Here is a 14,418-nt window from a genome sequence, read left to right on the forward strand (position 1 = left end):
GAGACCGGCATGGTCGCGATAGAGGCGCGAGATCTGCGTAAAGCCTTCCGCGTGAAGAACGCGCGCGTCGAGGCGGTCCGCGGCGTCGATCTGACAGTCGGGGAAGGCGAGATCTTCGGTTTCCTCGGTCCCAACGACGCGGGCAAGAGCACCACCGTACGCATCCTCGCGTCCCTGCTCACTGCGGACGCCGGCACCGCGAGGGTGGCGGGAGCCGACCCGCGCACCGCGCCGGCAGAGGTGAGACGCCACATCGGCTACGTCGCCCAGGGCAACTGCACCTGGTACGAGGCCACCGCACGCGAGGAACTCGTCCTGCAGGCCCGCCTGTACGGCCTGTCCAAGACGGAGGCGGGCCGACGAGCCCAGGCGACGCTCCAGACCTTGGCGCTGACCGAGTACGCGGACCGCAAGTGCGGGACGTACTCGGGCGGGCAGCGCAGCCGGGTCGACATCGCCCTGGGCATCATCCACCGGCCCCGGGTCCTCTTCCTCGACGAGCCGACGGCGGGGCTGGACCCGCAGAGCCGGGCGCGCATGTGGCAGGTGATCGGCCGGTTGCGGGCCGACGGCATGACCGTGTTCCTCACCACGCACTACCTGGAGGAAGCCGACGCGCTCTGTGACCGGGTGGCCATCATCGACCACGGACGGGTGGTCGCCGAGGACTCGCCCGACCGACTCAAACGCGAGATCGCCGGAGACGTGGTCACGGTGGAGCTCAACGGCGGGTCATCACCGGCCCGTTGTGACACTCACTCAGGTAGCCCGCGATCAGCGCAAAAGTGCAGCGATGGCACCCGAGATGGGAGATGGCATCGGCCCGGTGATCTTCCCCTTTCGCGGTCGAATGTGTGGAACCCACTCGTCGAGTGGAGCGTCTCACCGCCTGTCACTCATGCTAGCTGACCAGGCGCAATGATCCGTCGCGGGCGGGCCGCCCTACCAAACGTCCCTCAGATCATCGGGACAAGACCTTCGGGGAACCCCCCTCGGGTGGAGCGCCGCACTGCGTGCCTCCGGCCCGCCGGACTCACCGCAGATCTCCATCAGGAAGCCGGCGCGTGAATGCCGCTCCGCCCGGTGCGGGGTACAGGTCCGGATATTCCGCGGCCAGGGCGCTCGCTGCGCTCGCGTCACGGTGGATCGGCCTTCGGCCGACCCTGGGCGCGGCGCTCGCGCTGGCCGGAAGACTCCGCTGGCGCTCCGCTTCCGGCCGGCGCTCGCGAGGAATAAGGGCACGCGACAGGTGGTCACGGGGTGCCGGTTGGGGTCTGGCACGGGGTGGCTGGGGGCTGCGCCGCCCCCAGACCCCCGCAGGGCGGGCGAGCCGGCCGCCTTCCGGGCGCGCGCTCTTCTCCAGGTGCGGGGCGACCGGCCCGCCCGCGCCGTCCGGGACTGCCCCGCCGTTTCGGACGGCCTCCGTATCACCGGGTTCCTGTCGCGTTCGCGCGGCTCCCGCCGTTGTCCCTCGGCCATCAACATCTCGGCGACGAGTGCCGTGCGCGTCGGGGTGGAGGCAGGGTGCACCGGCTAGAATGGAAGGGCTCCCTTGGGAGTTTTCAACCTGCTGGACCGGTGAGGTTTCCGCTTGCGAACCCCTTGGGGTTCTGCCTCACCGGTCCTTTGGCTTTCCCGAGCGGTCACATGGTGACGCTGTGGGCAGAGCCCCGCAGTGCCCGCATGCGCCCGTGCCGTCTCTGGGGGTCTGCCGCCCCCGGGGATCCCCGGGGGCGGCAGAGATGGGGCCGTTACAAGGCTCTCGCCGGGCGGCAACAGGAGCCGTTCGGCGCGCTCGGACAGGGGAGGCGTGCCTGACCGCGCTGATCGGGCTCGAGGCGGGGGTGGATCTCGTTCCACCAGCCGCCTGGGTTGTGCACGCATGCACGTGCACAACCTTGTGAACGGTGGCGGCGTCAGGTCGCGGGTGTGTGCGCTGCGGCCGGATGGGGCGCGCCGGCATCGGCAGGGGTGCGGAGGGCACGGAAGCGGGGGTATGCAGCGGAACCGGCGGCGGCTCGCCGGCGTTGAGAACCTCGGGGGACGCATGAATTTTGGTCTCGGCTTGCCTATCAGCGAGCCCGCGGCCTTGCTGGAGTGGGCCCGGCTCGCGGATGAGGGCCCGTTCAGCACGCTCGGGCTGCTCGATCGTCTCGTCTACGACAATCCCGAGCCCCTGGTGGCCCTGGCCCTGCTCGCCGGGGCAACCTCCAGAATCCGCGTGCAGACCGAGGTGCTGCTCGCTCCGCTCCGCGAGCCGACACTGCTGGCCAAGCAGTGCGCGACCTTGGACCGCCTGTCGGCAGGGCGCTTCACGCTCGGCATCGGCTTGGGGGCGCGCCGCGACGACTACGAGGCGGTGGGTGTGGACGTGCACCGGCGCGGGGCGCGGCTGGAGGAGATGATGGCGGTGATGCGCCGTGTCTGGTCGGGCGAGCCGTACGACGCGGGCATCGGCCCGATCGGGCCCCAGCCTGCCCGCCGGGGCGGCCCGGAGGTGCTGTTCAGCGCCTTCAGCCCGGCCGGGATCCGGCGTGCCGCCCGTCTGGGCGACGGTTTCCTGTGCGCGGCGCACCTCGCCGACGCCGAGAGCCTGTTCCGGTCCACCGAGACGGAGTGGCGGGCCCAGGGTGTGAGCTCCGGCGATAAATGGCCGGGGAGATCCGGAGCTATCTGGCCGATGATGGTTCCGGATCGGTCAGCTGACTCTTCTAACGAGGACGTCAGTGGGTACGGCGGCGGGGCGCCAGCACCTCGGTGACCTTGGCGATCGCTTCAGGGCCGGGTTTGACGTAGCGCATGGCGGTGCGGGGGTTCTTGTGGCGGGTCTTGCCCATGATGAGCTGCAGCGGGACCTCGGCCTCGCCGAGGTGGGTGGCGGCGCTGTGGCGCAGCTGGTGCAGGTCGAGCCCGGCGTGTTTGTCCAGCAGGACGCGGGCGCGGTCGTAGCCGAGGCGGGCGCGGCCGGTATGCGGGCAGATGTCGGCGGCGGCCGGACGTCGGGCCGGGACGGGGCGGCGTTCGGACAGGAACAGCGGGCCCTGGGTGCGTGTGCTGCCGTCAGGGAGGCGGAGTAGGCGGGGCAGGAGGTGGGCGGTGCCGCTGTCCCAGTACACCCACTCGACGGCGCCGCCCTTGGACCGGACGGGGGCGCGGCGGTGCTCCAGGTCGACGTCCCCGACGTTGAGCGCGAGGATCTCGGCGGCTCTGGCCGCCGTTTCGTAGAGCATGCGCCAGAGCGCCCGCTCGCGCAGTGGGATGTCGCGGCGGGACAGCAGCCGGTGGATGGTGGTCTTGGCGACGGCGCGGGTTTCGTCGGCGCTCTCCTTGCGGCGTTCGGCGTCGGCCGGCACCGACGGCGGGGCCCAGTGCTTCATGGTGCGGCACCAGGACAGCCAGGAGGCGATGGCGGCGCGGTTGCGGTTCCAGGTCGCCGCCGCGCTCGCGCCCCACAGCTCGGTGAGCGCGGTGCCGATCTCGGCATCGCCCACCTCGGCCACCGGCCGGTCGCGGCCGAGCAGGGCGATGACGCGGTCGACGGCCGAGGCATAGGCGCGTTGGGTGTTCGGGTTGTCCATGCGCGGGGTGGCCAGGAAGGCGTCGGCGGCCGCCGCGAGGCTGACGTGCCCGCCGCGCAGGGCGGCGACCTTCGGCGCCGCGCTCATGTCCCCCGCCGGGCGATGCTCGCCGAGCCGGTCCGCATGATGTACCGGATAACGTGCCGGAGTCGCGCAGTGACCGGGCGAGTGGATCGCCTGCTCGGCGGACGGCCATGATCGCTCATGTACGTGATAATAGGCCCTTATCACGTACATGGGTCCTGGGTTGTCTGACAGGTCGGCCTCGACCATCAAGGACCCCGATGGTGATACGAACTGCTGCAGACGGCGGCACCGACTCAGCTCGGCGAGTAGCCCGTCAGCAACGTGCGGGACGGCACTTGTCGCGGGAGCGAGTTTTCCCCGGACCCCGGGTCCTGTACTGGTGAGCCGGTCTCGTGCAGGGCTTGATGGGTGGTGGTGAGCTTGGCCAGCACGGCGGTGCTGTCGTCGAGGTCGTACTTGGCCGGGTAGGGGTAGGTCGAGCCGGTGGCCAGGACGATGTAGTCGGCGTCGATCCGGGTGCCGGCCGCGGTGCTCACGCCGGTGGCGTCGGCCTTGACGGCCCGGTCGCGGAGCACGCGGCCGCGGGTGAGCAGGGTCGCGTAGTCGAAGAAGGAGCGACTGCTCCACTCCTGGTCGACCGGGCCGCGCAGCGCTGCCACCGAATGCACGAAGGCGTCCTTGGGTTCGATGAGCACGACGTCGAGATGCTCGTCGAGGGCCTTGGCCAGCGTGATGCCGCCGTTGCCTCCACCGATGATGGCCGCTGTGGACACGTTGTCGTTTCTTGAACTCGGGGAGATCACGACCAACCGGTCCATGTCACCAGAAGGGATAGAAGACCCGGCGCCCGTGCGCCCGCCACGGTCGGGCGCACGCTGCGCACACAGGTGCGCGACGCATCAGCGGACGTTCCGGCCGACCCGGCAGCGGGCGCGGGCGCGTCGTAGGTCATGGCCCGATCCCGACAAGCCACGCGATCCTTCTCGAATCCAGGCGGGGAGACACGCGCAGGGCGCCGGGGCTGCTCACCGTCGCTCCAGCACGTTCTCCGCAATCGAGGCAGGCCAGGGTCAGAGAAGGACCCTGGGGTCATACGGCTGGGCCGGTGCGAACTCGTCGCGCCAGGCGCGTTTGCTCAGCTCCGAGGGGGACGCCCCGGCCTGCCGGGCTTGCAGCAGCTTGTCCGGGTCGACGAAGTGGCCGATGGGCTTGGCGGCGAAGTGCGGGGAGTGGCGCATGTGCTCCATGGAGGTCCAGCTGTCGCCGTAGTTGTCGACGTGGAGTTCGACGCTGTTGCCGTCGGGGTCGGTGTAGTAGAACGCGGTCTGGGCGCCGGCGTCGGTGCACAGTACCGGGCTGATGCCCTGGGCCTTGAGGCGCACGTAGGTGCCGAGCAGGTCGTCGAGGGTGTTGTAGGCGAAGGCGAAATGCTGGACGCGGTGGTGCCGGGCCTTGTCTGGGTCCTCGCGCAGGCCGGGCATTTCCACGAAGGCCAGTCGGTGGTTGGCCTCGTCATTGGTCACCCACGCGGACTTCATCACCGCGGCGCCATCAGTGCTGGCCGTGGCCGAGTCGGTGCGATGGACCAGTTCCATCCCGACCACGAGGCGGTACCAGCTCACCATGGCGTCGATGTTGCTGGTGGTGATGCCGAGGTGGTGCAGCCGCGGGTGCACGATCGTTTCGGTGTTCATGGTCGTTCTCCTGTTGCCGTAGCGACTGATATCAGGTTACGACGTTGCATGAATTTGGGGGAGTACGATACTTTTCAGACGGTTAGTATCTATATGCATACTATTGGAGGGATGGCGTGGTCGAGGCGATGGACACGCGGCGTGAGATGCGTCGGCTCCTGTCGATGATCAGCGGCAAGTGGAAGCTGGAGATCCTCTGGCTCCTCGATGCGCGGACCCATCGCTTCGGTGAGTTGCGCCGCGAGATCCCCCAGGTAACCCAGCACATGCTGACCAAGCAATTGCGCGAACTCGAAGACGACGGCCTGGTCACGCGGAAGGTCTATGCCGAAGTCCCGCCGCGGGTGGAGTACACCCTCACCGACAAGGCCCGCTCTCTTCGGCCGGTGTTCGAAGCCCTGCTTGCCTGGGTCGCCGGACAGAACGCTCCGTCCTCGGGCAGGCCGCCCGGCAGGATCAGCGAGTGAAGTGATCGGCGCGCCGCGCCGACGAGGTGACAGGCCCTACGATCATCGTGGTCGCTGCCGGGTTCGGCATGGCGGAGGGGCGCACGTCTTGTGGCCAGCGCCACCGGCACCACTGCGCCGGTGTGTGATGCGTCGGCAGCGCTTTGTCGCGCGTTGACAGCGTTCTTGCCAAACCCTCCGAGCGCCAGAACCCGGCCCGGTCTCCCCGCACGCCTGCCTCAACGGCCGCCCGCAGGCTCCGTTGCTTGCTCCCTGGCCCCACCACTGTCAGAAGCCGGGCGGGTGAGGCGGACCATCGCCCGATACAAGGCGGTGGGCGTGGGAGCCGGCTCCAGCGGGGGCAAGTCGGCGCCGGGGGCGGCGTAGGCGCGCAGCATCTGGCCGACCAGGCGGCGCCAGGCGCCGGGGGCGGCGTCGGTGGTGGCGGCGATGACGCCGGCGTTGGCCATCAGCAGGATGACCATGTCCTGATCGGTGAAGTCCTCGCGCAGGTGGCCGGTGGCTTTGGCGCGGGCGATGAGGTCGAGGAAGCCGTGGTAGGCCTCGGCGCGGCGCTCCTCCAGGGCTTTGGCGGCGGGGAAGGTCATGGCCAGCACTTCGGCGAAGCCGCGGTCGGCGGCTTGCATGGCGCAGACGGCCTGGACGTAGCCGGTGAAGCCGTGCCAGGGGTCGGCCAGCGCCTCGGCGACGGCGGCGGCGTAGGCGTCCATACGGTCGGCGAAGACGGCGTTGATGAGTTCTTCGCGGGTGGCGAAGCGGCGCGAGAGGGTGGCCTTGCCGACGCCGGCGGCGCGGGCGACGCAGGCCATGGACACGCCGAGTCCGTGGCCGGCGAACAGGCGGCGGGCGGCGGCCAGGATGCGTTCGCGGTTGCGTTCGGCGTCGGCACGCAGTCCCGGTCCGGGCTGCTCGCCCGAAGGCTCGGGGGCGTCTGCGGGGAGATCCATGTCTTCCACTCTACCCAAGTGGAACAACCTACCCACTTCTGTTGTTACGCTGGGCAGCACAAAAACGGGTAACCCGTTCCACTTCGAAAGGTGCAGCTCATGCGTGCCGTAACGCTGAACTCCGTCCCCGAGAGCCCGGCCCTGGCCGACCTCCCCACCCCGCGGCCCGAGGCCGGGGAGGTGCTGGTGAAGGTGGCCGTCTCCTCGATCAACGGCTTCGACGCCGCCACCGCGGCGGGCTACCTGCAAGGGGCGATGGAGCACCGCTTCCCGCTGGTGGTGGGCAAGGACTTCGCCGGCACCGTCGAGGCGCTCGGCGAGGGCGTCGAGGGCTTCACGGTCGGGCAGGCGGTCTTCGGCGTGGTGATGAAGCCGTTCCTGGGCACCGGATCGCTCGCCGAGTACGTCACCGTGCCCGCCGGTCACGGCATCGCCCCCATCCCGCAGGGCCTGGGCGTCCAGGAGGCGGGTGCGCTGGGCCTGGCCGGCACCGCGGCGCTGGACAGCCTCAACGCCGTCGCCCCGGCCGAAGGCGAGACGGTGCTGGTCTCCGGCGCCACCGGCGGGGTGGGCGCGCTGGCCGTACAGCTGGCCGCCGCCCGCGGCGCCCGCGTCATCGCCACCGCCCGTCCCGGCACCGAAGCCGACTTCGTCACCGGCCTCACCGACGCCGAGATTCACGTCGTGGACTTCAGCGGCGATCTGCCTGCCCAGGTCCGCGCGCTCGCTCCGGAGGGCGTGGACGCGGTGCTGCACCTGGCGGGTGACGGTGCCGGGCTCGCGAGCCTGCTGCGTCCGGGCGGCCGCCTGGCCTCCACCCTCGGGCTGACCGCCGACGCCGTCGAGGGTTCCGGCGTCACCGTCCATACGATCATGGCCGATACCAATCCGCAGGCCCTGGCCGCCCTGGCCGCCCAGGCCGCCTCGGGCGCGCTGCGGGTCCCGGTCACCGCCGCCTACCCGCTGGAGCGGGCGCCGGAGGCGTTCGCCGCGTTCGGCGCGGGCGCGCTCGGCAAGCTCGCCGTCACCTGCTCCTGACCCGGCCCAACCCCATCCCTCATGACGAAGGAGATCTGATCGTGCCCACCCTTGCCATCGTCGGCGCCGGTCCCGGCATGGGCCTGGCCATCGCCCGCACCTTCGGCGGCCGCGGCTTCGACGTCGCCCTGATCGCCCGTACCAAGGACAAGCTGGACAGCCTGGTCGCCCAGCTCGAAGCAGAGGGCGTCACGGCCGCCGCGTTCCCCGCCGACGTGCTCGACCGCCCCTCCCTGTCCGCCGCCCTCGAAGCGGCAGCCGACCGCTTCGGCGGCATCGACGTGCTGGAGTACTCCCCGGCCCCGCACTCGCCGGTGCCCGGCCTCACCATGGCCGTCCCCAGCGAGGTCACGGTGGACAACCTGCAGCCGCAAATCGAATACAACGTCTACGGCGCGCTGGCCGCCGCCCGCGCGGTGTTGCCCGCCATGCGGCAGGCCGGCGCCGGGACGCTGCTGTTCACCACCGGCGGCGGCTCGGTGCACCCCGTCCCCATGCTCGGCAACGTCAACGCCGCCGCCGCGGCGCTGCGCAACTGGGTGATCAACCTGCACAACGAACTGGCCGGCAGCGGCGTGTACGCCGCGCACGTGGCGATCACCGCGTGGATCGGTGAGGGCGGCCCCAAGGGCATCCCGACCGCCACACCCGAGCAGATCGCCCCCCTGTACTGGGACCTGTACGAGCGCCGCGACCAGCCCGAGCTCGTCTTCACCGGCTGAGGCGGCCGACCGCACCCCCGCCAGGCGGGAGCGCCGCGCGCCGGGCTCCCTCTCACCCCCTACCGTCAAGGAGATACTGCGATGAACGTCATCCTGTGGATCGTGCAGGCCGTCCTGGCCGCCATGTTCGGCATGGCCGGAGTGATGAAGTCCACCCAGCCCAAGGACAAGCTCGCCGCCAAGCTGCCGTGGGTGGAGGACTTCTCCGCCGGCACCGTCCGCCTCATCGGCATCGCCGAGTTCGCTGCCGCGCTCGGGCTGATCCTGCCCGCGGCCACCGGCATCGCCCCGATCCTGACCCCGCTGGCCGCGACCGGCCTGGCCGTGGTGATGGTGCTGGCCGCACTCACCCACGCCCGCCGCAAGGAGCCCGCCGCGATCGCCTTCAACGCGGTCCTGTTCCTGCTGGCCGCGTTCGTCGCCTGGGGCCGCTTCGGCCCCTACAGCTTCTGACCCCGCTCTGCTTCTGCCGCGAGGAGCCACCCATCTGATGCGTGTCACCGTCTTCGGCGCGACCGGCGGCATCGGCCGCCTGCTCGTCCAGCAACTCCTGGACGCCGGCCACCAGGTCACCGCGCTGGTCCGCAGCCCGGCCAAGCTCACCCTCACCCACCCGAACCTGAACGTCATCGCCGGGCAGCTCTCCGATACCGTCGCCGTCCGGCAGGCCGTCCAGGGCGCGGACGCGGTGATCAGCGCGCTCGGCCCCTCCCTGAAACGCTCAGCCACCGGCAGCCCGCTGACCGACGGCACCCGCACCATCGTCCACGCCATGCAAGCCGAGCAGGTGGCACGCTTCATCGGCCTGGCCACACCGTCGCTGGCCGACCCGCGCGACCAGCCGCACTGGAAGCACAAGGTCCTTCCCGTGATGGCCCGGCTGGCCTTCCCCAACGCGCTGACCGAACTGACGGGCATGACCGCGGCCGTCACCGGCTCCGGCCTCGACTACACCATCGCCCGCATCACCAACCCCACCGACAAGCCCGCCACCGGCCGCATCCGCGCCGGGTTCCTCGGCCACGACCAGGTCGGCTCCGCCATCAGCCGCGCCGACATCGCCTCCTTCCTGGCCTCTCAGCTCACCGACACCCGCTACCGGCGGGCCATGCCCGCCATCAGCAACTGACCGCGTGCGCCGGTGCCTACGGACCGGCGCCGTCCCCGCCCGTAAGGAGCCAGCCCCCGTGGAACTCGGCATCCTGTCCCTGTCCGACCTGCAGACCGACCCCGCCACCGGCACGCTCCACGCCCCCGCCCGGCGCACCCGCGAGATCGTCTCCTACGCCATCGCCGCCGACCAGGCCGGCCTGGACGTCTTCGCCCTCGGCGAGCACCACAGCCCCGACTTCTCCGTCGCCAACCCCGCCATCCCCCTCGCGGCCATCGCCCAGGCCACCACCCGCATCCGGCTCACCAGCGCCGTGTCGGTCCTGTCCACCCTGGACCCGGTCCGCCTGCACCAGGACTTCTCCTCCCTGGACCACCTCAGCCACGGACGCGCCGAGATCATCGCCGGACGCAGCGCCTTCCTTGACGCCTTCACCCTGTTCGGCATCGACCCCGCCGACTACGACGAGGTGTTCGCCGACAAACTCGACCTGCTGCTCGCCATCCGCGACAGCGAGTACGTCACCTGGTCCGGCCGCCACCGCCCCGCCCTGAACCATCTGCCCGTCCCGCCCCGCCCCCAGCAGGCACGGCTGCCGCTGTGGCTCGGCGTCGGCGGCACCCCCGCCAGCGCCGAACGCGCCGCCCGCCTGGGCCTTCCCATGGTGCTCGGCCTCATCGGCGGCGACATCCGCAGCGCCCGCCCGCTGATCGAGCACTACCGCGCCGTCGGCCAGGCCGCCGGCCACGCTCCCGAAACCCTGCGCCTCGGCCTCACCAGCCACTTCTACGTCGGCAAGACCTCCCAGGACGCCCGCGCCGACCTGTTCCCCTACTACCGCGAGTACCTGCGCCCCAAAACCCCCGGCGGACGCGGCTGGCTGGTCAGCCCCAAGCAGTACCAGGCCATGTCCGGCCCATTCGGCGCGCTGATGACCGGCAGCCCCCAGGAAGTCATCGACAAGATCCTCACCGAACGCGAGCTGTTCGGCATCGACCGGTTCATGGGACAGATCGACTTCGGCGGCATGCCGCCGAACATGGTGAGCGAGTCCATCGACCTGCTGGCCACCGAAGTCGCGCCCGCCATCCACAAGGAGATCGGCCTGCCGACAGGCCCGCCAGCATGACCGCAGTCACCGGCATGCCCATCCGGTCCCCGCGCCGGTCCCCGCGCCACGCGCACGGCCCCGGCCAGGGTGACAGCCACGGCAGCCTGCCGCCTTCCCAGCAATCCCGACCTGTAGAGGAGCAAGACCGCCATGACCACGATCACCGACCCCTCCTACGTCGACCCGGCGCAGCTCAACCCCCGCGCTGTACGTCTCCTCGAGGCGTTCAAAAACGCCCTGGTCCGCCTGCGCGATGAGGAGGGACTGACCTTCGACGACATCAACGCGGTCGCCGGCCTCCTGCAGAAGGTCCAAGCGGCCACCGGCGCCCCGCTGGCAACCGTCGCCATGCCGCTGTACAGCGAACTCTTCCAAGGCGGCCAGGACAGCTACACACCCGGCGACGACGTCAACAGCCCCACCTTCATCCCCGGCTCCCCGCGCATCGACAACCCCGGCACCCTGCCGATGCGACCGGACGAACCCGGCACCCCGCTGATCGCCTCCGGCCGGATCCTGGACGGCCACGGCCAGCCGCTCACCGGCGCCAAGCTGGACATCTACCACGCGGCCAACAACGGCAACTACTCCGGCCTGTACGACGACGGCGTGCCCACCTACAACCTGCGCGGCCACCTGCTCACCGACGACGACGGCCGCTACCGCTTCACCACCATCACCCCCGTCCCCTACGCCGACTCCAACGTCACCGCCGTCGACGGGGTCGCCGAAGCCGCCGCGGCCGTCGGACGCAGCCTGTTCCGCCCGGCTCACATCCACTACGAACTCCACCACCCCGACCTGCTCACCCCCTGGCGAGGCGAGATCTACTTCCGCGGCGACCCGGTGATCCCCGTCGACTTCGTCGGCCCGAAACTGGCCCACCCCGCCCTGCAAGCCGACACCGTCCTGCACGACGACCCCACCGACATCGCCGAACACGGCTTCCACGGCCCCTACAGGACCGCCGAGTTCGACTTCATCCTCAAGACCCGCACCAGCCCCGACACCGCTACTCCCAAGGAAGCCACGGCATGACCCCCGCCGACGCCACCGCCTGGTCGCTGGCCCGGCTGAACCAGGCCTTCTTCCACCACTACGACCGCCGCACCTACGACGCGCTGCTCGACCTGTTCACCCCCGACGCCCTGTATGAGGTGCACGGACGGAGCCTGCACGGCCACGCCGAGATCCGCGACCTGCTCAACGCCCGTCTCGGACCCGAGCTGACCATCCGCCACCTGGTGACCAGCCAGCATTTCCACACCATCACCGACACCACCGCCCATGGAACCGTCTGCGTGATCGCCTACGCCGGCCCCACCCCCACCGGCGAAGGCCCCGCCCCCTATCCCGCCGAGAACGCCGGACACATCGTCGAACTCGCCGACAACTACCGACTCGACGACGGGCACTGGAAGATCACCCACCGCACAGCCCACCAAATCCTCACCCCGATCCCCAACTGACGCTCCACACGGCGGAGCTCCCCCCATGCAGAGCCTCCCGCCGTCGTGCGCACCACCGGTTCGACCAGGACTCCGAAGGGACACCATCATGAAGAAGCTCAGCGGCAAGACCGCTCTCGTCACCGGCTCCAGCCGGGGCATCGGCCGCGCCGTGGCCGTCGGCCTGGCCCGCGAGGGAGCCCTGGTCGCGGTGCACTACGCGCGCAGCAAGGAGGCCGCTCAGGAGACCGTCGAGCTCATCGAGAAGGACAGCGGCCGGGCTTTCACGATCGGCGCTGAACTCGGCATGCCCGGCGACATCGACCAGTTGTTCCTCGGCCTGGAGGCCGGCCTGAAGGAGCACACCGGGAAGACCACCCTGGACATCCTGGTCAACAACGCCGGCGAGACCTTGCCCGGCGGAGCCACTGTCGAGGAGGTCACCGCCGAGCAGTTCGACAAGCTGTTCGCGGTCAACGCCAAGGCACCCTTCTTCATCGCCCAGCGTGCCCTCGGGCTGATCCCCGACGGGGGACGCATCATCAACATCTCCTCCGGCCTGACCCGGGTCGCCAACCCCTCGCAAACGGTCTACGCGATGACCAAGGGCGCCATCGAACAACTCTCCCGGCACTTCGCGCGGCACCTTGCCCCCCGGGGGATCACGATCAACACCGTGGCCCCCGGCATCACGGACAACGGAAATGAGATCTTCAAGATCCCCGAGGTTCGTGAGCAGATGTCCCAGCTGTCGGCGTTCAAACGCATCGGCGAGCCGGAGGAGGTCGCCGACGTGGTGGTCTTCCTCGCCACCGATCAAGCGCGCTGGATCACCGGGACGTTCGTCGACGCCACCGGCGGCAGCCTCCTCGGCTAGGCAGGGCTGTCCCGCTCGCACGGTGAATCGGGGTCAACATCCTGCTGGCGGGCTCCTACGGCGCGGCGGTCGTGCTGACCAGCGCAGACGCCTGACCCGCCGCCACGATCCGAGCCAACTATCATCACGGCGCCCACCTCATCGGCATCGCCCTGGGCCGCCACCCGTTCAAAGCCCGACCGCTCAGCGAGTGCGGCCTCGACATCCTCATCGCCCTCGTCGCCCTCGTCGTTCAGAACTACCTCACCGGCCCGCTGCCCACCGCCCCTGCCGGCCAGCCCGCCACCCCGGACGGCGGTCGCGCATAACTCCGCTTCGCTGGCAACTTTCGCCGGCGAAGCGGGAACACTCGATGCGAGGCCAGCGAACGGGGCCGGCGTAGTGAGGTCATGGCCGGTCAGAAGGGACGGTTGATGGAAGCAGCCGCGCAGAATGGGGACAGTGAGGGCTCCGCCCCGCTGACGGGCTTCAGCGACGCTCAACGCCGGGCGGCGATCGAGCGCTGGCGCCTGCTGCGACCCCATCTCGAAGACGATGTCCCGCTGGCCCAGGTCGCCGCCTCCTGCGGGGTCCCCGAGCGGACGCTGCGCCGCTGGCGTGCCGCCTACCGAACCGGCGGCCTGACCGCTCTGGTGCGCCGGCCGCGCTCGGACCGCGGCCGGGCGAAGATGCCCGAGCCGTTGCGGCTGCTGATCGAGGGCCTGGCGCTGCGGCCGCCCCGCAGAAGTATCGCGGTGATCCACCGGCAGGCGGTCAGCGTCGCCACCGCGCAGGGGTGGCCGGTTCCCGGCTACTCCACCGTGCACGAGATCGTCCGCAGCCTCGATCCGGCGCTCGTCGCGCTCGGGGTGGAGGGCACCAAACGCTACCGGGAGGTGTATGAGCTGGTGCATCGCAGGGAGGCATCCAAGCCGAACCAGATCTGGCAGGCCGACCACACCGAGCTGGACCTGTGGGTCGTGGACCCCAAGGGTCGGCCGGCCCGGCCGTGGCTGACCGCCATCGAGGACGACCACTCCCGCGCGATCGCCGGGTACGCGGTCAACCTGGAAGCGCCCTCGGCGCTATCCACCGCGCTGGCCTTCCGGCAGGCGATCTGGCGCAAGACCGAACCGGCCTGGCACGTATGCGGCATCCCCGAGGTGTTCCACCTCGACCACGGCAGTGACTTCACCTCCTCGCACCTGGAACAGGTGATGGCCGACCTGCGCGTGCGGCCCATGTTCAGCAAGAAGGGCCAGCCACACGGCCACGGCAAGATCGAACGGTTCATGTGCGCCACGAGGCGCATGGTCGTATCCCCGGTTCAGCCGGGAGGAACTCGGAGGGAGGTTCCTGGGTCCGATGGCTTACCCAGCGCCGAAAGGCTTACGGGGACAAGAGCATGCCAGAAAACCA

The 14,418-nt window shown here is 70.4% G+C and carries 16 protein-coding genes; 12 read left to right on the forward strand and 4 right to left on the reverse strand.

Going from position 1 to position 14,418, the window contains the following annotated elements:
• Positions 1–51 precede the first annotated feature (51 nt).
• Complete coding sequence (locus ACBJ59_RS60830) at positions 52–909, forward strand: ABC transporter ATP-binding protein (RefSeq protein WP_375119037.1); 858 nt, start codon at positions 52–54, stop codon at positions 907–909.
• A 1,156-nt stretch (positions 910–2,065) separates the two neighbouring features.
• The gene (locus ACBJ59_RS60835) at positions 2,066–2,761 is read left to right on the forward strand and encodes an LLM class flavin-dependent oxidoreductase (protein WP_375119038.1); all 696 of its coding nucleotides are present in this window, start codon (positions 2,066–2,068) and stop codon (positions 2,759–2,761) included.
• Here ACBJ59_RS60835 and ACBJ59_RS60840 read toward each other — a convergent pair.
• The 3 genes from ACBJ59_RS60840 to ACBJ59_RS60850 form a co-directional block, all read right to left on the reverse strand.
• Positions 2,724–3,665: a tyrosine-type recombinase/integrase gene (locus tag ACBJ59_RS60840; RefSeq protein ID WP_375119039.1), complete on the reverse strand. Its 942-nt coding sequence runs from the start codon at positions 3,663–3,665 to the stop codon at positions 2,724–2,726. The genes ACBJ59_RS60835 and ACBJ59_RS60840 overlap by 38 nt on opposite strands.
• Before the next feature lie 233 nt (positions 3,666–3,898).
• Complete coding sequence (locus ACBJ59_RS60845; protein WP_375119040.1) at positions 3,899–4,378, reverse strand: FAD-dependent oxidoreductase; 480 nt, start codon at positions 4,376–4,378, stop codon at positions 3,899–3,901.
• A gap of 297 nt (positions 4,379–4,675) precedes the next feature.
• Positions 4,676–5,299 carry a VOC family protein gene (locus ACBJ59_RS60850; RefSeq protein WP_375119041.1) on the reverse strand — a complete coding sequence of 208 codons (624 nt, stop codon included), beginning with the start codon at positions 5,297–5,299 and terminating at the stop codon, positions 4,676–4,678.
• A gap of 116 nt (positions 5,300–5,415) precedes the next feature.
• Between ACBJ59_RS60850 and ACBJ59_RS60855 the strand changes: the two genes are divergently transcribed.
• On the forward strand, positions 5,416–5,766 hold the full coding sequence (locus ACBJ59_RS60855) for a winged helix-turn-helix transcriptional regulator (protein WP_375119042.1): 351 nt from the start codon (positions 5,416–5,418) through the stop codon (positions 5,764–5,766).
• A gap of 218 nt (positions 5,767–5,984) precedes the next feature.
• Here ACBJ59_RS60855 and ACBJ59_RS60860 read toward each other — a convergent pair whose 3' ends face one another.
• On the reverse strand, positions 5,985–6,713 hold the full coding sequence (locus tag ACBJ59_RS60860) for a TetR/AcrR family transcriptional regulator (RefSeq protein WP_375119043.1): 729 nt from the start codon (positions 6,711–6,713) through the stop codon (positions 5,985–5,987).
• Between the two features lie 99 nt (positions 6,714–6,812).
• On the opposite strand from ACBJ59_RS60860, the gene ACBJ59_RS60865 reads away from it, so the two are divergent.
• The 9 genes from ACBJ59_RS60865 to ACBJ59_RS60905 form a co-directional block, all read left to right on the forward strand.
• Positions 6,813–7,751, forward strand: coding sequence for an NADP-dependent oxidoreductase (locus tag ACBJ59_RS60865; protein ID WP_375119044.1), 939 nt, complete (start codon positions 6,813–6,815; stop codon positions 7,749–7,751).
• Positions 7,752–7,792: 41 nt separating this feature from the next.
• On the forward strand, positions 7,793–8,473 hold the full coding sequence (locus ACBJ59_RS60870; RefSeq protein ID WP_375119045.1) for an SDR family NAD(P)-dependent oxidoreductase: 681 nt from the start codon (positions 7,793–7,795) through the stop codon (positions 8,471–8,473).
• Positions 8,474–8,554: 81 nt separating this feature from the next.
• A complete protein-coding gene (locus ACBJ59_RS60875; protein ID WP_375119046.1) occupies positions 8,555–8,926 on the forward strand; it encodes a DoxX family protein in 372 nt (123 codons plus the stop codon).
• Between the two features lie 37 nt (positions 8,927–8,963).
• Positions 8,964–9,602 carry an NAD(P)-dependent oxidoreductase gene (locus ACBJ59_RS60880; RefSeq protein ID WP_375119047.1) on the forward strand — a complete coding sequence of 213 codons (639 nt, stop codon included), beginning with the start codon at positions 8,964–8,966 and terminating at the stop codon, positions 9,600–9,602.
• A 58-nt stretch (positions 9,603–9,660) separates the two neighbouring features.
• Entirely contained in the window at positions 9,661–10,713 is a 1,053-nt protein-coding gene (locus ACBJ59_RS60885; protein WP_375119048.1) for an LLM class flavin-dependent oxidoreductase, read from the forward strand.
• Positions 10,714–10,845: 132 nt separating this feature from the next.
• Positions 10,846–11,733 carry a hypothetical protein gene (locus ACBJ59_RS60890; protein ID WP_375119049.1) on the forward strand — a complete coding sequence of 296 codons (888 nt, stop codon included), beginning with the start codon at positions 10,846–10,848 and terminating at the stop codon, positions 11,731–11,733.
• On the forward strand, positions 11,730–12,164 hold the full coding sequence (locus ACBJ59_RS60895; protein ID WP_375119050.1) for a nuclear transport factor 2 family protein: 435 nt from the start codon (positions 11,730–11,732) through the stop codon (positions 12,162–12,164). Before ACBJ59_RS60890 ends, ACBJ59_RS60895 begins: the two co-directional genes overlap by 4 nt.
• 88 nt (positions 12,165–12,252) lie before the next feature.
• Positions 12,253–13,020, forward strand: a complete 768-nt coding sequence (locus ACBJ59_RS60900) for an SDR family NAD(P)-dependent oxidoreductase (RefSeq protein ID WP_375119051.1) — start codon at positions 12,253–12,255, stop codon at positions 13,018–13,020.
• 413 nt (positions 13,021–13,433) lie between these two features.
• A partial coding sequence (locus tag ACBJ59_RS60905) for a DDE-type integrase/transposase/recombinase (RefSeq protein WP_375119052.1) occupies positions 13,434–14,418 on the forward strand: 985 nt, incomplete at its 3' end.

It is taken from the genome of Nonomuraea sp. MTCD27 (assembly GCF_041950495.1).
GTDB lineage: Bacteria > Actinomycetota > Actinomycetes > Streptosporangiales > Streptosporangiaceae > Nonomuraea.